At 72.4% G+C, this 15,152-nt stretch carries 18 protein-coding genes; 11 read left to right on the forward strand and 7 right to left on the reverse strand.

The annotated features are described in order from the left end of the window. The first annotated feature begins 1 nt into the window (after position 1). Positions 2–427, forward strand: a complete 426-nt coding sequence (locus ACWDN5_RS21420) for a hypothetical protein (RefSeq protein ID WP_449677515.1) — start codon at positions 2–4, stop codon at positions 425–427. 30 nt (positions 428–457) lie between these two features. Here ACWDN5_RS21420 and ACWDN5_RS21425 read toward each other — a convergent pair whose 3' ends face one another. Next, the gene (locus tag ACWDN5_RS21425) at positions 458–898 is read right to left on the reverse strand and encodes a hypothetical protein (protein ID WP_310977233.1); all 441 of its coding nucleotides are present in this window, start codon (positions 896–898) and stop codon (positions 458–460) included. A 100-nt stretch (positions 899–998) separates the two neighbouring features. Then, positions 999–2,990, reverse strand: coding sequence for an NAD-dependent DNA ligase LigA (gene ligA / locus ACWDN5_RS21430; RefSeq protein ID WP_310977234.1), 1,992 nt, complete (start codon positions 2,988–2,990; stop codon positions 999–1,001). Between the two features lie 72 nt (positions 2,991–3,062). On the opposite strand from ligA, the gene ACWDN5_RS21435 reads away from it, so the two are divergent. Then, complete coding sequence (locus tag ACWDN5_RS21435; RefSeq protein ID WP_310977235.1) at positions 3,063–3,902, forward strand: LLM class F420-dependent oxidoreductase; 840 nt, start codon at positions 3,063–3,065, stop codon at positions 3,900–3,902. Positions 3,903–3,905: 3 nt separating this feature from the next. Here ACWDN5_RS21435 and ACWDN5_RS21440 read toward each other — a convergent pair whose 3' ends face one another. Both ACWDN5_RS21440 and ACWDN5_RS21445 read right to left on the reverse strand, forming a co-directional pair. Then, positions 3,906–4,364 carry a redoxin domain-containing protein gene (locus ACWDN5_RS21440; RefSeq protein WP_449677516.1) on the reverse strand — a complete coding sequence of 153 codons (459 nt, stop codon included), beginning with the start codon at positions 4,362–4,364 and terminating at the stop codon, positions 3,906–3,908. 12 nt (positions 4,365–4,376) lie between these two features. Beyond that, positions 4,377–4,892 (reverse strand): RNA polymerase sigma factor, encoded by a 516-nt coding sequence (locus ACWDN5_RS21445; protein WP_449677517.1) that lies wholly within the window; start codon positions 4,890–4,892, stop codon positions 4,377–4,379. 673 nt (positions 4,893–5,565) lie between these two features. On the opposite strand from ACWDN5_RS21445, the gene ACWDN5_RS21450 reads away from it, so the two are divergent. The 4 genes from ACWDN5_RS21450 (at position 5,566) to ACWDN5_RS21465 (ending at position 7,654) form a co-directional block, all read left to right on the forward strand. After that, positions 5,566–5,934: a roadblock/LC7 domain-containing protein gene (locus ACWDN5_RS21450; RefSeq protein WP_310977238.1), complete on the forward strand. Its 369-nt coding sequence runs from the start codon at positions 5,566–5,568 to the stop codon at positions 5,932–5,934. A 43-nt stretch (positions 5,935–5,977) separates the two neighbouring features. After that, positions 5,978–6,349 (forward strand): hypothetical protein, encoded by a 372-nt coding sequence (locus ACWDN5_RS21455; RefSeq protein WP_449677544.1) that lies wholly within the window; start codon positions 5,978–5,980, stop codon positions 6,347–6,349. 6 nt (positions 6,350–6,355) lie between these two features. Beyond that, positions 6,356–7,024: a hypothetical protein gene (locus tag ACWDN5_RS21460; RefSeq protein ID WP_310977239.1), complete on the forward strand. Its 669-nt coding sequence runs from the start codon at positions 6,356–6,358 to the stop codon at positions 7,022–7,024. A gap of 66 nt (positions 7,025–7,090) precedes the next feature. Next, a complete protein-coding gene (locus ACWDN5_RS21465; RefSeq protein WP_449677518.1) occupies positions 7,091–7,654 on the forward strand; it encodes a copper resistance CopC family protein in 564 nt (187 codons plus the stop codon). A 6-nt stretch (positions 7,655–7,660) separates the two neighbouring features. Here ACWDN5_RS21465 and ACWDN5_RS21470 read toward each other — a convergent pair whose 3' ends face one another. Next, positions 7,661–8,779, reverse strand: a complete 1,119-nt coding sequence (locus ACWDN5_RS21470; RefSeq protein WP_449677519.1) for an epoxide hydrolase family protein — start codon at positions 8,777–8,779, stop codon at positions 7,661–7,663. Between the two features lie 63 nt (positions 8,780–8,842). Between ACWDN5_RS21470 and ACWDN5_RS21475 the strand changes: the two genes are divergently transcribed. The 5 genes from ACWDN5_RS21475 (at position 8,843) to ACWDN5_RS21495 (ending at position 13,761) form a co-directional block, all read left to right on the forward strand. Beyond that, positions 8,843–9,793 (forward strand): helix-turn-helix transcriptional regulator, encoded by a 951-nt coding sequence (locus tag ACWDN5_RS21475; RefSeq protein ID WP_449677520.1) that lies wholly within the window; start codon positions 8,843–8,845, stop codon positions 9,791–9,793. A 256-nt stretch (positions 9,794–10,049) separates the two neighbouring features. Further along, a complete protein-coding gene (locus ACWDN5_RS21480) occupies positions 10,050–11,465 on the forward strand; it encodes a DHA2 family efflux MFS transporter permease subunit (RefSeq protein ID WP_449677521.1) in 1,416 nt (471 codons plus the stop codon). Further along, on the forward strand, positions 11,458–12,213 hold the full coding sequence (locus tag ACWDN5_RS21485) for an isocitrate lyase/PEP mutase family protein (RefSeq protein WP_449677522.1): 756 nt from the start codon (positions 11,458–11,460) through the stop codon (positions 12,211–12,213). Before ACWDN5_RS21480 ends, ACWDN5_RS21485 begins: the two co-directional genes overlap by 8 nt. Further along, positions 12,206–12,805 (forward strand): maleylpyruvate isomerase N-terminal domain-containing protein, encoded by a 600-nt coding sequence (locus ACWDN5_RS21490; RefSeq protein ID WP_449677523.1) that lies wholly within the window; start codon positions 12,206–12,208, stop codon positions 12,803–12,805. The genes ACWDN5_RS21485 and ACWDN5_RS21490 overlap by 8 nt, the downstream gene beginning before the upstream one ends. After that, entirely contained in the window at positions 12,802–13,761 is a 960-nt protein-coding gene (locus ACWDN5_RS21495; RefSeq protein ID WP_449677545.1) for an RNA polymerase subunit sigma-70, read from the forward strand. The genes ACWDN5_RS21490 and ACWDN5_RS21495 overlap by 4 nt, the downstream gene beginning before the upstream one ends. Positions 13,762–14,101: 340 nt before the next feature. On the opposite strand, the gene ACWDN5_RS21500 is transcribed toward ACWDN5_RS21495, so the two are convergent. Further along, positions 14,102–14,737 carry a DedA family protein gene (locus ACWDN5_RS21500; RefSeq protein ID WP_449677524.1) on the reverse strand — a complete coding sequence of 212 codons (636 nt, stop codon included), beginning with the start codon at positions 14,735–14,737 and terminating at the stop codon, positions 14,102–14,104. Positions 14,738–14,776: 39 nt separating this feature from the next. Continuing rightward, positions 14,777–15,151, reverse strand: a complete 375-nt coding sequence (locus tag ACWDN5_RS21505) for a bacteriophage spanin2 family protein (RefSeq protein WP_310977263.1) — start codon at positions 15,149–15,151, stop codon at positions 14,777–14,779. Between the last annotated feature and the right edge of the window lies 1 nt (position 15,152).

A 15,152-nucleotide genomic window follows, 5' to 3' on the forward strand; every position in this document is an offset into this window, starting at 1 on the left:
ATTGGCACACGTGTGGTACGAGGCGGGCAACGAGCACAACCCGGCCGACCCGTTCGGCCGCGTGACGCTCGAGGTCGAGCCCGGCGGCGAGCTGCGGCTGTCCCGCCACAGCCGCGACGGCGCCGAAGCCTGGACGGCCCGCGTCGAGCCCGCCTTCTTCGACCACCTCACCGGCGCCCTGCGCACCGCGGGCTTCCCGAAGGCGCCGTCGATCCTGCCGAGCCCGGACGACCGGCTCCGCGACCTGCGGATCACCGGCTCGGGTGCGGTCCTGCTGCCCTGGTACGAGGCCGCGGACCTGCCGGGCTACGCCGAAGCGTTCGCGCTGCTGGACGGCGTGGTCGCCCAGGTCACCGGCCTGGACCTGCGGGTGGGCCCGCCGCCGTCGCCGGCGACGGACGTCGTTCGGGTCGATCCCGTCAGCTGATCAGCGACGTCAAGCGCCGGGGATCCCGGCTCACTGCTTGCAGGGACCGAAGTACCGGCACTCGATCAGCGCCCGCGGGTCGAGGGCCCGCGCCCGCGGCTCGAGGGTGTCGAGCAGGGCGGCGATCCGCTCCAGGTCGACGACGCCGCCCGCGGTCAGCGGGAAGAACCGCTCGCGGGTGTCGTGTTCCGGGCAGCCGCTGCCGCGGAGGTTGCCCGCCGGGACGACGGCGAAGACCTCGTCGCCCTCGTTGTCGAACGTGAAGTAGCTCTGCAGCCGGACCGGGGTGGTGTCGGCCACCTCGTTGATGCGCCGGCCGCCGTAGGTTTCGGGGTAGTGCCAGCCGGCCCGGACGTCGTCGGCGAACCACACCCTCGCCGGGTCGCTGTCGCCGTCGAGGAGCCAGCCCCGTGCGGTGAGGAACTCGTGCACCCCGAGCTGGCGGGCGACCATGAGGTCGGACGTGGTCATCGCGGTCCCTTCTGACGGAGTCGGTTCGCACGCTCAGTGTCGCGCTTGGTGGACTTTCCCGACCGGGTGACCTGTGTCCGAGAAGCGGGACGCGGGCCGGCTACACGATGCCCGCCGCGATCAGCTGCTGCCAGATCTCGCCCTGGTCGACGACTTCGACGCCGAGCTTTTCGGCCTTGGTCAGCTTGCTCGCGCCGACGTCCGCGCCGGTGATGAGCAGGTCCGTGCCGGCCGAGACCGACGTCGCCGTGGTCGCGCCCGCCTTTTCGCAGAGCCGCTGGAACGTCGGGCGGGGGACCTTCTCGCCGGACCTCGGGTCGCTGATCGCGCCGGTGACCACCACCGTCTTGCCCGCCAGCGGCGCACCCGCCGCGACGACCGGCGGGAGGTCCTCCTCGCGCACGTCCAGCGAAACCCCCGCTTCCCGCAGGCGCTCGAGCTCGGGACGCAGCCGGGTCAGGTGCTCGATCAGCGACGCGGCGACCTTCGGCCCGATGTCGTCCACGGCCACGAGCCCGTCGACGCCCGCCTCCGCGACGTCCTCCAGGGAGCCGAACCCGGCCCGGCACAGGCGGGCGGCGGTGCCCTCGGACGCCATCGGGATCGCCAGCCCGATCAGCGCCCGGCGCAGGCCGACCGCCCGGCTCGCGTCGATCGACTCGATCATCCGGGTGGCCGAAACCTCGCCGATCCGGTCGAATTCGAGCAGCTTTTCCTTCGTCAGCCCGTAGAAGTCCGACGGGTTCTCCAGGATCCCCGCCTCGGCCAGGCGTTCGATCCACACGCCGCCGATCGCGTCGATGTCCGCCGCCGCGCGCGACGCCCAGTGGATCAGCCGCCGCACCGTCTGCGCCGGGCAGGACACGTTGGTGCAGAACAGTTCCCGGCTGTTGCCCTGCTCGGTCAGCGGCTGCCCGCACGACGGGCACGCGTCCGGCGGGACGATCTCCCGCTCGGCGCCCGTGCGCTTCGAGGCGTCGAGCACGCCGGCCACGAACGGGATGACGTCGCCGGCGCGGCGCACCAGCACGGTGTCGCCGATCTTGATGCCGCGGGCGCGGATCACCTCCTGGTTGGCCAGCGTCGCGCGGGTGACCGTGCCGCCGCCGACGAACACCGGCTCCAGCCAGGCGACCGGCGCGATCTTGCCCGTCTTGCCGACGTCCCAGACCACATCGGACAGCACGGTGGTCTTCTCCTCGGCCGCGAACTTGAACGCCAGCGCGCCGCGCGGTGAGCTCGACCGGGTGCCGGCCGCCGCGTACGCGTCCCGGCTCGCCAGCCGCAGGACGGCGCCGTCGAGGTCGTAGTCCAGGTCGTTGCGCTGCTGTTCGATCTCGCCGATCACGCTCTGCGCCTCGGCCGCGTCGGCGCAGCGCCGCATGTCGGCCGCGGTGAAGCCGAGCGTGTGCAGCGCGCTGCCGAGGTCGGTCTCCGCGCTGTCGGGCTCGGTGTGCAGGTCGAAGGCGAAGAACCGCAGCCGCCGCTCGGCCACGGTGGCCGGGTCCTTCGCGCGCAGGGTGCCGGCGGCGGCGTTGCGCGGGTTGATCAGCGGCTTGTCCGGGTGGGCGGTGTTGTAGGCGGCGAAGGTGGACCGCAGCATGACCGCCTCGCCGCGAACCTCGACCCGGCCGGGTGCGTCGATCTGCTCCGGGATCCCGTCGGTCAGGGCCCGCACGAGCACGGTGACGTCGTCACCGGTCGTGCCGTCGCCGCGGGTGACCGCCCTGGCCAGCCGCCCGTTCTCGTAGACGACGGCCAGCGACAGCCCGTCCAGCTTCGGCATGACCACCACCGGCTGACCCGGGAAGCGGGCGAAGAACGCCTCGACCTGCTCGGGTTTGGTGGCCTTCTCCAGCGACAGCATCGGGCGCGAGTGCCGGATCGGCGCGTGCAGCACCGCGGGCGCGCCCACCTGGTCGAGCGGGTTCGGGTCGGGGGTGAGCTCCGGGTGCGCCTCGATCAGGCTCCGCAGCTCGTCCTCGACCGTGTCGTACTCCGCGTCGGCCACCAGCGGCGAGCCACGGTAGTAGGCGTCGCGCAGCACCGTGATGCGGTCGGCGAGCTCCTGGATGCGTTGCTGGCTGTTCACGGGAGTGACGTTACCGGGCACCACCGACAAAAACCGGCAGCCTGGAGGAACTCCGGGTTTACGATCAAGATCATGCGATTCGCCATCAAGACCTCGCCCCAGAACACCCAGTGGGCCGACATGCTCGCCGTCTGGCAGGCCGCGGACGAGATCGAGCTGTTCGAGTCCGGGTGGACCTTCGACCACTTCTACCCGATCTTCTCCGACTCGACCGGTCCCTGCCTGGAAGGGTGGGTGACGCTGACCGCGCTCGCGCAGGCCACCCGGCGGCTGCGGCTGGGCACGCTGGTCAGCGGCATCCACTACCGCCACCCGGCGCTGCTGGCGAACATGGCCGCGACGCTCGACATCGTCTCCGGCGGGCGGCTGGAGATCGGCATCGGCGCCGGCTGGAACGAAGAGGAGTCCGGTGCCTACGGCATGGAGCTCGGCACGATCAAGGAGCGCAGCGACCGGTTCGAGGAAGCCTGCGAGGTCCTCGTCGGGTTGCTGACGCAGGAGACCACGACGTTCCAGGGGGAGCACTACCAGCTGGCCGACGCCCGCTGCGAGCCCAAGGGCGTCCAGAAGCCGCACCCGCCGATCTGCATCGGCGGCAGCGGCGAGAAGCGCACCCTGCGCACGGCGGCGAAGTACGCCCAGCACTGGAACTTCGTCGGCGGCCCGCCCGAGGAGTTCGCCCGCAAGCGGGACGTCCTGCACCGCCACTGCGCCGACGTCGGCCGCGACCCGGCCGAGATCACGCTGTCCTCGCACGTCCGGCTCGAGCCGGACCTCGACTACGCGAAGGTCGCCGCCGAGGCGGAGGCCCTCGCGGAAGTGGGCCTCGACCTGGCGATCGTGTACCTGCCGCCGCCGCACACCCCGGCCGTGCTGGAGCCGCTGGCGAAGGCGCTCGAGCCGCTGCGCTGACCGTCAGGCCGGGGCGCCCAGCGCGGCGACGGCCGCGGCGATGCCCGCCCGGTCGAAGCCGGCGGTGGGCAGGGTGGCGCTGTGCGCGTGGCGGACCACCCCCCGGGCGTCGACGAGGACGCTGCCGGACCGCTGGAGCGTGCCGAAGACGGCCCGGTGCAGCCCGACGAGCTCGTGGGGCGAGTTCTCCCGGCCGGTGAGAACCGGGAAGGGGACGTCGTGCTTCGCCCGCCACGCGGCCGCCGTCTCGCGGTCCTCGGGGACGGCGATCAGGACGCGGACGCCGGCCGCTTCCAGTGCGGCGGCGTCCTCGGCGAGGGCGCGGACGTGGTGGCGGCAGACCGGGCAGGTCGTCGAGCGCAGGAAGTAGAGGAGGGTGGCGCGGCCGCCGGGGACGCCGACGGGCCGGCCGTCGGTGTCCTCCAGTTCCAGGTGCGGGGCGGGTGATCCGGCTTCGAGCATCTTGTTTTCCTTTCAGACGGTGTGCAGCCGGGCCCGGACGGCCGCCCGGGCCCGGTGCAGGTGGGACTTCACGGCCGCGGTGCTCAGGCCGAGCGTGTCGGCGACCGCCCGGCCCGGGTGGCCGAGGACGTCGCGCATGACGAGGACGCGGCGCTGGACGTCGGGCAGCTCGCGGATGGCTTCGGCGACGCGCTCGGCTTCGAGCCGCTTGAGGGCCTCGTCCTCGGCTGACGCGGCTTGGCCGGGGTCGGCGGTGTCGTCGAGGAGGCGCCGGGCGCGGCGGAGGCACTCGTTGCGGACGATGCGGAACATCCACGAGGCCAGGGCCGCCGTGGCGCGCAGCGAGCCGATCTTGCGGTAGAGGACGATCAGGGCTTCCTGAGCTGCGTCTTCGGCGTCCTGGGGGGATGCGCACAGGTTTTCGGCGAAGCGGCGGACGTGCGGGTGGGCGCCGTGCACCACCGCGGTGAGCGACTCCAGGTCGCCGTCCTGTGCCGCTGCCACGAGCTGCTCGCTCACCCACGCCATCGGTTCTCTTCCTGTTGAGGTGACCACGCCTGATAAGAGGCTTTGACCCCTCGAAAGGATTCACCTTGTGGGTGATGGGTTGGCCGTGATGCCCTGCCGGGCACGGGAGAAGCCTTCGCAAGCGCGGCTGGTGTTCCTCCGCCGACCCGAACGCCGGATTGTTCAACGGCCGGCAGGCCGTGTCAAGGCGGGAAAGCGTGCCTTGACACGGCCTGCCGGCCGCTGAGGCGGCTGCGTATCGGTTCGGCAGGGGGGTGCGGCCGGGAGCCTTTGCTGGGTGCGGCCTGGGTTCAAGCCTCCGGATGGGCGATGGCTTGTTCCGGCCTCTCGTTGCTCAGCGTGTGCGGGGTCGTCTGGTTCGGGGTGCCGCGGGGCTTCTGGTGGGCGGCGCGTGGGTGCCGCCCTGTGCCCGCTTGTCGCGTCGTGGCTTTTCCCGGCTGCTTCCGGAAACGTCGAACATCGAAATCTCCGGGTTCGTGATCAATGGACATGGTTACTTATTTCTGTTACGACTCCGAATCTGTTTCACTCGATCGTGTGACACTGAAATTCGGGGCTGGGTGCTTGTTGGCGAAAAGTAATGGCGACGGTAAGGTCGTGGCCTGGAGAACAACCCGAATGGTTGATTATCGCCACCTCGCCTTCCGCAAATTCGGAGTAGGAAGAAACAGTCTTGGATTTCGAAGCACTGGCCGGCGAGCTGCGGAACCTGCGGGAAACCGTCGCCGGGGTGACCGATACGGTGCTGGCCGCCGTCGATGGGATTCCGATCATCGCCGATGCCGCCGATGACATCGATCCGGCGAAGATCTCCGCGCTCGCCGCGGCCGATCTCGGGATTGCCCGGCAGGCCGCCGAAATCACCGGCAAGGGGACGTTGCACCAGACCGTCGTGTTCGGCAGCGAAGGCTACATGGCCGTCTACGCCATCGGGCGGCTCGCCCTGATGGTCGTGCTGGGGGACAAGGGCCTGAACGTCGGGCGCCTGCTGTTCGAATCCCGGCCCGTCATCGAGCGGATCGGCTCGATCCTGGCCGCGTAGCCCGCCGGCCGGTCACCCCGTCCACGAAAGGATGCAGCAGATGATGAACATCGACACGGCACTCAAGGAAGCCATGTCCATCAGCGGCGCCGTCGGCGTCGCGCTGGTCGACTACGAAAGCGGGATGTCGCTCGGCACCAGCGGCGGCGGCGACTGGCTCGACCTGGAGGTCGCCGCGGCCGGGAACACCGAGGTCGTCCGGTCGAAACTGCGGGTCATGTCCTCGCTGGCGCTCAACGATTCCATCGAGGACATCCTGATCACGTTGCACCGGCAATACCACCTGATCCGGCTGATGAATTCGGTCGGCTCGCGCAATTCGCTGTTCCTCTACCTGGTGCTGGACCGCGACCGGGCGAACCTGGCGCTGGCCCGGCACTACCTCAAACGCATCGAAACGGATCTGCAGGTGTAACCGGGGATGACCGGAGGCGGCTCCCGCGCCGCACTCGTGATCGGCTCGGCGTTCGTGCACGACATCGGCTCGCTGTTCCCCGTGACGATGAACCTCGCCGGTGACGAGCTGGCGTTCACGTTCGTGTCGTCCTGCCCGTCGCCCGACGCCGTCGAGGAGTGGGTGCGGCGGCGTTCGGGCACCGTCGTGGCCGGCCGGGTGCCGCGCTTCTTCGTCGACGCCGGCGGACGGCGCATCCGCGTCGAACTGGCCGGATCGGCGATCCGGGCCCTGGTCGTGCTCGCCGACGAGGTGACCGCCGCCCCCGCGTCCGTCCCGCGGCTCGGCCGCTGGCAGGACCAGATGCCCTGCCGAGTGCGGGGCGCGATGGACGAGCTCGCGCGGATGCTGTCGCGCTGCCACCACCGTGCGGGCGGCCCCGCGCCGCTGATCGACCTGGAACTGGCCTACCGCCCGGACCGCGAGTACGAGACCCGCGTGGCCGGCGCGCACGAGCGGGTGCGGGCCTACATCGCGCCGGTCCGCCCGGTGCTGGCGATGCGCTGGCGCTCGGCAACGTCGGCGCAGCGCAAGGCGTTCCTGTCGGAAGTTCCGGACGGCTCGCCGGCCCGCGGCTGGCTCCGGCGGCGCCGGACAACGCGAATCATGGGAATGGAAGTGGAGGTGGCGCCCTGACGGGTCAGGCCGGCCGGGTGCTGCCAGACTGCTCCGGTACGGCCGTCGTCGGATCGAGGGACTCGCATGAAGATCGCCCGGTTGTTCGGAGCGCTGGTGCTCGCGTTGTCCGGCGTGCTGCTGGTGGCCGGGCCCGCGTCGGCCCACACCGAGCTCAAGTCGAGTTCGCCCGCCGAAGGGGCGAGCCTCGCCGCCGCGCCGCGCAAGATCGAGCTCACCTTCGAGGAGCCCGTCACCCTCCAGCCGGATCCGATCTCGATCACCGGCCCGGGTGGGGCGAAGTGGACGGTCGGCACACCTTCGGTCGTCGACGCGGTGATCACGGCCCCGGTGACCGCGGCCGGCCCGGTCGGCGCCTACACGCTCACCTACAAGGTCGTCTCGGACGACGGCGACAAGGTGACGGCCGAGGTGCACTTCACGCTCACCGCGCCGGTCCCGTCCAGTTCCGCGGCGCCGACCTCGGCGGCTGCCGCGCCGGCCACCACCGCGTCCGCGACGCCGAAGCCGGATCCGGCGAGCGAGATCGGCACCAGCGTTCCGGCCTGGGTGTGGATCCTGGTCGCCGTCGTCGTGGTGGTGGCCGCGGTCGTCGTCGCACTGCGGCTGCGTCGACGACCCCGGCCGTAAGGCTGCTCACCGCAGTTCGGCGAAGAATTGCCGGACGTCGCCGACCAGCAGATCGGGCGCCTCCAGTGCCGCGAAGTGGCCGCCGCGGGGGAACTCCGACCAGTGCACGATCGTGTGCTCGCGGTCGAGCGCGCCGCGGATCGACAGGTCCAGGGGGAACACCGCGACACCGGTCGGCACCGGGGACCGCTCGCTCGCGCCCCACGCGCCGGCGTGGGCCGTCTCGTAGTAGCAGTTGGCCGACGAACCGCCGGTGCCGGTCAGCCAGTAGAGCATCACGTTGGTGAGCAACAGGTCCCGATCCACCGCGTCCTCGGGCAGCTCGGCCGCCGGGTCGGTCCACTCCTTGAACTTCTCGACGATCCAGGCCAGCTGCGCCACCGGCGAGTCGTGCAGCCCGTGCGCCAGCGTCTGCGGCCGGGTCGTCTGCACCGCCACGTACCCGCCCTGCTCGGTCCGCATGTACTCGAACTGCTGCAGCCGCGCCTTTTCGGCGTCCGTGAGCTCGACGTCGTCGTCCGGCGCACCGAACGCGTAGAGCCCGTTCGCGTGCACGCCGACGACCTTGTCCGGGTTGAGCCGGCCGAGTCCCGGGCCGACGACCGCGCCGGTGTCGCCGCCCTGGACGCCGTAGCGGTCGTAGCCGAGCCGGTCCATCAGCTCGGCGAAGGCGCGGGTGATCCGGCCGGTGTCCCAGCCCGCCTCGCGGGTCGGCCCGGAGAAGGCCGTGCCGGGGATCGACGGGATCACGAGGTGGAACGTCTCGCTCAGCGGGCCGATCACGTTCAGGAACTCCACGACCGACCCGGGCCAGCCGTGGATCAGCAGCAGGGGCAGGGCGTCCGGCGCGGCCGAGCGGACGTGCATGAAGTGGATGTCCTGCCCGTCGATCTCGGTGACGAACTGCGGGAAGGCGTTCAGCTTCCGCTCGTGGGCGCGCCAGTCGTAACCGTCGCGCCAGTACCCGGCCAGCTCCTTGAGGTAGCTGACCGGCACCCCGCGGCTCCAGCCCACCCCGGGCAGGTCCGCGCCCCAGCGGGTGCGGGCGAGCCGGTCGCGCAGGTCGTCCAGTTCGGCCTGGGGGACGTCGATGGTGAAGGGCCGGATCTCTTCGTTGTTCTGCATGTCTCCAACCCTAGGAGCCGGTTAGGTCAGGTTCGGTCCTAGCTTCGGGGCAGAATGCAGTTCATGTGGGAAACCTCGGCACGGCTCCTGCGGCTGCTCTCGCTCCTGCAGACCCGGCGCGACTGGTCCGGAGCGGAACTGGCCGAACGCCTGGAGATCACCCCGCGGACCGTGCGCCGCGACGTCGAACGGCTGCGCGCGCTCGGCTACCCGGTGCTGGCCACCGCGGGCACCGCCGGCTACCGGCTGGGTGCCGGCGCGGACCTGCCGCCGCTGCTGCTCGACGACGACGAGGCCGTCGCCGTCGCGATGGGCCTGCGCACGGCGGCGGGCGGCTCGATCACCGGCATCGAGGAGACGTCGGTGCGCGCGCTGGCCAAGCTCGAGCAGGTGCTGCCGTCGCGGTTGCGGCACCGGATCAACGCCCTGCGGTCGGCGACGGTGCCGCTCGCCAACACCGGCCCCACCGCCGACCCGGACACCCTCACCGCCATCGCCGCCGCCGTCCGCGACTCGGTGCGGCTGCGCTTCGGCTACCGCGCCCACGACGGCACCGAAAGCGTCCGCACCACCGAGCCGCACCGGCTGGTGCACACCGGGCGGCGCTGGTACCTCATCGGCTGGGACGTCGACCGCGAAGACTGGCGCACCTACCGCGTCGACCGCCTCGAACCCCGCACGCCCACCGGGCCCCGGTTCACCCCGCGCACCCCGCCCGACCCCGATCTCGGCGGGTACACCTCCCGGGCGATCTCGACCTCGGCCTACCGCTACCAGGGCCGGTTCACCCTGCACGTCAGCGCCGAGACCGCGGCCGAGCGGATCAGCCCCACCACCGCGGCGCTGGAGCCGATCGACGAGCACAGCTGCACCCTGCGCGCCGGCTCGGACTCGCTCGACGAGCTGGCGATCTACGTCGCCGGCAAGGGGTTCGACTTCCAGGTGCACGAGCCACCGGAGCTCGTCGACCACATCCGGGCGCTGGCGGCGAGGTTCGGCCGGGCGGTCGGCTGAACCGACGTCGTCCCGGGGCGCTGCGGGCCTCCTGGCGGCACGTGGAAGCCAGCAGCAGCACCAGGAAAAGCACCGCGACGAGCCACCACCAGTTCCGCCACGCCCGGCTGCAGGACCACCTGGCCCGGACCTTCGCGGAACCGGCGGCCTCGGCGCAGGAGCCGGTTCCGCGGTAGCACCGATTCCTTCGGGGACTTCGCGGTGTCCAAGTCTTCGGAAGCGGCGAGACGCCGGTGACCGGAGCAAGGAGACACGAGTGCGCACCACGACTTCACCCACCCCCGTGGCCGCGGGGGCCGCCCAGCGAAGATGGGTGCTGGTCATCACCGCGGTGGCGTCGTTCATGGTCGTCCTCGACGCGCTGGTCGTGGCGACCGCGCTGACGGCGATCCGGACCGACCTCGGAGCGTCGGTCACCGAGCTCGAATGGACGGTCAACGCCTACGGCCTGAGCTTCGCCGTCCTGCTCATGACGTCGGCGGCGGCCGGTGACCGCTGGGGACGGCGGCGGGTCTTCGCGGCGGGGGTGACGCTGTTCGCGGCGGCGTCGCTGATCTGTGCGGTCGCGCCCGGTGCCGAGGTCCTGATCGCCGGGCGGGTGCTGCAGGGCGCCGGGGCCGCATTCGTCATGCCGCTCGCGCTCGCCCTGCTCGGGGCCGCCTTCCCGGCGCAGCTGCGGGCCAAGGCGCTCGGGGTGTTCGCGAGCGTCAGCGGGGTCGCGGTCCCGCTCGGGCCGCTGCTCGGCGGCGCGGTCGTGGAAGGCATCTCGTGGCCGTGGATCTTCTGGATCAACGTCCCGATCGGGCTGGCGCTGGCGTACTTCGCGCTGACCCGGATGCCGGAGAGCCACGGCCCGGACCCGGCCCTCGACGTCCCGGGCCTGGTGCTGGCCGGTGCCGGCTCGTTCGGGGTGGTGTGGGGCCTGGTCCAGGGCAATTCGGCCGGCTGGACCAGCGTGAGCGTGCTGGGGCCGCTGGTGGCGGGCCTGGTGGCGCTCGGCGCGTTCGTGGCGTGGCAACGGCGAGCGGCCCATCCGATGCTGCCGCTGCACCTGTTCCGCTCACGCCGGTTCGCCGCCGGCAACGCGGTGATCTTCTTCCACTGGGCGTCCGCGCTGGGCGCGGTGTTCTTCATGGCCCAGTTCCTGCAGGACGGACTCGGCTACGGGCCACTGGCGGCCGGGCTCGGGCTCGCGCCGTGGGGGCTGACGACGACGGTCGTCCCGCAGCTGGCGGGCCGGCTGGTCGGCCGGTTCGGCGAACGGCCCTTCATCGTGGCCGGGCTGGGGTTGCACGCTCTCGCTATGGTGTGGCTCGCCCTGGTCGCCGGGCCTGAGATCGGCTACTGGGTGATCGGTGTGCCGCTCGTGCTGTCGGGCACGGGGATCGCGATGTGCCTGCCGGCGGCGCAGAGCGCGGTGCTGACGTCGGTCGCGCCGCGGTACCTCGGCAAGGCTTCCGGCGCCTTCAGCGCGATGCGGCAGCTGGGCGGGGCGTTCGGCGTCGCGGTCCTGGTCGCCGGGTTCTCGCTGGCCGGCAGCTACGCGTCCGGTGCGGCGTTCTCCGCCGGGTTCACCGCCGCCGCGGTGGCCGGCGCCGTCCTCGCCGCGGCGGGCGCGGTGGCCGGTTCCGTCATCCCCCCACGTTCCGCCGAGGAGCCGAGCGATGTCTGACCTGAAAGCCGGTGTGCTGCGCGAGCTGCACCACGGGAAGCCGCTGGTGCTGCCGAACGCGTGGGACGAGGAGAGCGCCTCGCTCGTGGTGGCGGCCGGGTTCCCGGTGGTGGCGACGTCCAGTGCGGCGGTGGCCGGCGCGCTGGGGCACGAGGACGGCGAGCGGGCGCCGTGGCGGGAGATGTTCGCCGCCGTCGCGCGGATCGCCCGCGCGGTGCCGGTCCCGGTGACGATGGACGCCGAGGCGGGCTACGGCCTGGCGCCGGATCAGCTCGTGGCGGAACTGCTGGCCGCCGGCGTGGTGGGCTGCAACCTGGAGGACACCGACCACCGGGCCGGGGGACTGGTGGCGGCGACGGCCCAGGCGGACCGGCTGGCCGCGATCCGCGCGGCGGCCGGTGCCGCGCTGGTGATCAACGCGCGGATCGACACTTTCCTGCCGCCGAGCGGGTTTTCCGGACCGGAGCGGACGGCGGAGGCGATCCGGCGCGGGCGGCTCTACCGCGAGGCCGGAGCGGATTGTGTGTACCCGATCGGGGTTTCGAGCGCGGACGACCTCCGTCGCCTGGTGGCGGGCGTGCCCGGGCCGGTCAACGGGAACACCGGCCCGGAACTGGACCTCGGCACTCTGGCGTCATTGGGGGTCGCCAGAGTGTCGTTCGGGCCGCGGTTCTACCGCGCCGGCCTGGCGGCGATGCGTGGCTCGCTGGAGGAGCTGCGCCGCGCGGCGGGGTTGGCGGATGCGTGACGGCCGGTCGCCCGCCGATTCCCGCCCCGCGGCGGGAACGGCGGCGACGCTCGCCGCCGCGCTCGAGTACGCCGTCGTCTCGGCGGCGGAGGTCGGGCTCGCCGATCTCGGCCGGCCCTCGGCCTGCGACGCCTGGACCGTCGCCGAGACCCTCGCTCACCTCGTGCGCTCCCTCCGCTGCGTGGCGGCTTCACTCGCCTCCGGCGAAGTCCCACCGGTGACACCGCCGCGAACCGGGCCGAACACCGCCCGCTCCCTCCGGCGCGACCTCGCCGGCGCCGCGGCCGCGCTCACGGCCGCGGCAGGGGATCTCCGCGGCCGCCGCTCGGTCGCCGTCGACGGGTTGCCGCTGCCGTGTCACCGGCTGATCGTCGTGGCCGCCATCGAAGCCACCGTCCACGGCTGGGACGTACGGCCGGCCCGGCCGATCCCCGACGACCTCGCCACCCGGCTGCTCGCCGAACTGCCGTCGGTGCTCGACCGCGGCACCCGCCCGGGCCTGTTCGCCGAGCCCGTCGCCCGGCCGCCGGGGTGTGGACCCGGTGCCCGGCTGCTGGCCGCCCTCGGGAGGGATGATCGACGATGTCCATGACGAACGAGGAGCGCGTGGTGTCTTCCGAGGAGCGGCTGCGGGACGAGTTCGGCTCGCTGCGCCCGGCGCTGGTGGCGCACTGCTACCGGATGACCGGGTCCCACCAGGACGCCGAAGACGCCGTCCAGGAGACCTACCTCAAGGCCGCCCGCGGGGTGGCCGCCTTCGAGGGGCGGTCGTCGCTCAAGACGTGGCTCTACCGGATCGCCACCAACACCTGCCTCACCGAGCTCAATCACCGCAGCCGGCGCGTGCTGCCCGCCGGGCTCGGGCCGCCGTCGGACGATCCGGGGACGCGCGTGTTCGCCGACGACTCCGTCGCGTGGCTCGGGCCGCTGCCCGACGCCGTGCTCGGCGACCCGGGGGAGGTGGTGGTGCGGCGCGAGTCGGTCCGGCTGGCGCTGGTCGCCGCGCTGCAGCACCTCCCGCCCCGCCAGCGCGCGGCTTTCCTGCTGCGTGAAGTGCTTTCGTGGTCGGCCGCGGAGATCGCGGACACGCTCGCGATCAGCGTGCCGGCGGTGAAGAGCCTCCTGCAGCGGGCGCGTGCGGCGCTCGACGAGCTGGACTTGGACACCCGGGTGCCGGAGCCGGACGAGCGTGCGCTGCTCGACCGCTACATCGCCGCGTTCGAGGCCGAGGACACCGCGGCGCTGCGCGCGGTCATCCAGGACGACTTCAGCCTCGAAGCCGTGCCGCACCCGGTGTGGTTCAAGGGCGTGGACCGGTGCTTGCCGTTCCTGGAGCGCGCGTTCGCGGCCCCGGGTGGAGCGGCACGGCTGCTGCCGACCCGAGCCAACGGCCAGCCCGCGGCGGGCAGCTACCGCCTGGACGCCGCCGGAGTCCGCCGCGCCGACGGGCTGTGGGTGTTCACGATCGCCGGCGGCCGGTTCGCGAAGGCGGTCAAGTTCCACGGCCCGGCCCTCGTCGCGGCGGCGGGCCTGCCGGACCGGCTCTAGGCTGTTTCGAGGTGCTGACCAGCCAGGTAGTGCCCGATAGATCGGTCAACGACCAAGAAGGTCGAGAACACCGGAGACCTCGTGGCCGGCCTGACGGCAGCGGGCGAGCCGATCTGACCGACGCGCAGTGGGCGATGCTCCTGGCGGCGTTGCACACTCGGGCGGACGCGGCCGGGCTGCCCGCACCGACAGTGCCCGGCAGAAGGAACCGCCCGGTGGTGTCGGGGAGCCCGAGCCAGCCGATCACGCGCTGGGGGTGATTCACCGCAGTTCGAGGCGGTACTGGCCATTGAAACAGGCTCTAGTGGGCGAGCGGTTCCACGCCCACGACGGCGTAATTTCAAACGGGCTTGCGTCCCCGGACGCGGCGGACCACGAACACCCCGATGGCGACGGCGATCGCGGCGAACACGACGTACTGGAAGATCGCCGCGTACCGCTCGACGAGCTGCCAGTGTTCGCCGAGCAGGTAGCCGGCGACCACGAACCCGGTGTTCCAGATGAGGCTGCCGGCGGTGGTGTAGAGCAGGAACCGCCCGAACGGCATGCGTTCGACCCCGGCGGGCAGCGAGACGAGGCTGCGGAAGACGGGGATCATCCGCCCGAAGAAGACGGCTTTGCCGCCGTGCCGGGCGAACCACGTGGCGGTCCGGTCGAAATCGGCGGTCTTGACGAGCGGGATCCGGCCGACGAGCCGGCGCGTGCGGTCGTGCCCGAGCCGCTGCCCGAGCAGGTAGACGACGACGGCCCCGGCCACCGACCCGAGGGTGGTCCAGAAGAGGGCACCACCGAGGCTGAAGGAGCCCCGCCCGGCGGCGAATCCGGCGAGCGGCAGGACGAGCTCGCTGGGAAGGGGCGGGAAGAGGTTGTCGAGCCCGACGACGAGGGCGGCCCCGGGACCTCCGAGCGACTCCATGAGCCCGACGGCCCATCCGGCCACCCCGGTCATCTCCCCGGCGGTGGTGGGTGCGGTCATGAGGGCTCCTGGGGTGGGTGTCACGTGCGGTGCGTGGCTTCAGCCGGCGCAGGCCCGGGTCAGCGCCGTCACCTGGTCCGCCTTCTTCCGGGCCCAGTCCGCCGGGGTCTTCACCAGGTCGTCCACGGTCGTCTCGCGCAGCGTTGCCGCCAGGCTGTTGATGGCCTCCGCCGCGGTGGTGTTCGCCGCCTTCGCGGCCAACCCGGTCAGCTCGTCGGCGGCCGCGTGGGCGCGGTCGGCCGCCGCCTGGGGGTTCGTCGGGTCCGGGTTCGCCGTGGCGATGCGGACGGCGTCCGCGCAGACCGCCGCCGTCGAGGCCGCGTTGCTCACCTGGCCCGCCGTTTCCGCTGCCACGCCGCAGCCCGTCAAGGTCAGCAGGAGGCCTCCGGCGAGGACTGTGGTGGTCAGGCGCATC

The sequence above is a fragment of the Amycolatopsis sp. NPDC003731 genome, assembly GCF_053586895.1.

Bases quoted from the DNA above. Each gene is read 5' to 3' on its own strand.
- ACWDN5_RS21425 (WP_310977233.1), bottom strand. From the start codon at position 898: ATGACCACGTCCGACCTCATGGTCGCCCGCCAGCTCGGGGTGCACGAG.
- ACWDN5_RS21435 (WP_310977235.1), top strand. From the start codon at position 3,063: ATGCGATTCGCCATCAAGACCTCGCCCCAGAACACCCAGTGGGCCGAC.
- ACWDN5_RS21440 (WP_449677516.1), bottom strand. From the start codon at position 4,364: ATGCTCGAAGCCGGATCACCCGCCCCGCACCTGGAACTGGAGGACACC.
- ACWDN5_RS21445 (WP_449677517.1), bottom strand. From the start codon at position 4,892: ATGGCGTGGGTGAGCGAGCAGCTCGTGGCAGCGGCACAGGACGGCGAC.
- ACWDN5_RS21455 (WP_449677544.1), top strand. From the start codon at position 5,978: ATGAACATCGACACGGCACTCAAGGAAGCCATGTCCATCAGCGGCGCC.
- ACWDN5_RS21460 (WP_310977239.1), top strand. From the start codon at position 6,356: ATGACCGGAGGCGGCTCCCGCGCCGCACTCGTGATCGGCTCGGCGTTC.
- ACWDN5_RS21465 (WP_449677518.1), top strand. From the start codon at position 7,091: ATGAAGATCGCCCGGTTGTTCGGAGCGCTGGTGCTCGCGTTGTCCGGC.
- ACWDN5_RS21470 (WP_449677519.1), bottom strand. From the start codon at position 8,779: ATGCAGAACAACGAAGAGATCCGGCCCTTCACCATCGACGTCCCCCAG.
- ACWDN5_RS21475 (WP_449677520.1), top strand. From the start codon at position 8,843: ATGTGGGAAACCTCGGCACGGCTCCTGCGGCTGCTCTCGCTCCTGCAG.
- ACWDN5_RS21485 (WP_449677522.1), top strand. From the start codon at position 11,458: ATGTCTGACCTGAAAGCCGGTGTGCTGCGCGAGCTGCACCACGGGAAG.
- ACWDN5_RS21490 (WP_449677523.1), top strand. From the start codon at position 12,206: ATGCGTGACGGCCGGTCGCCCGCCGATTCCCGCCCCGCGGCGGGAACG.
- ACWDN5_RS21495 (WP_449677545.1), top strand. From the start codon at position 12,802: ATGACGAACGAGGAGCGCGTGGTGTCTTCCGAGGAGCGGCTGCGGGAC.
- ACWDN5_RS21500 (WP_449677524.1), bottom strand. From the start codon at position 14,737: ATGACCGCACCCACCACCGCCGGGGAGATGACCGGGGTGGCCGGATGG.
- ACWDN5_RS21505 (WP_310977263.1), bottom strand. From the start codon at position 15,151: ATGCGCCTGACCACCACAGTCCTCGCCGGAGGCCTCCTGCTGACCTTG.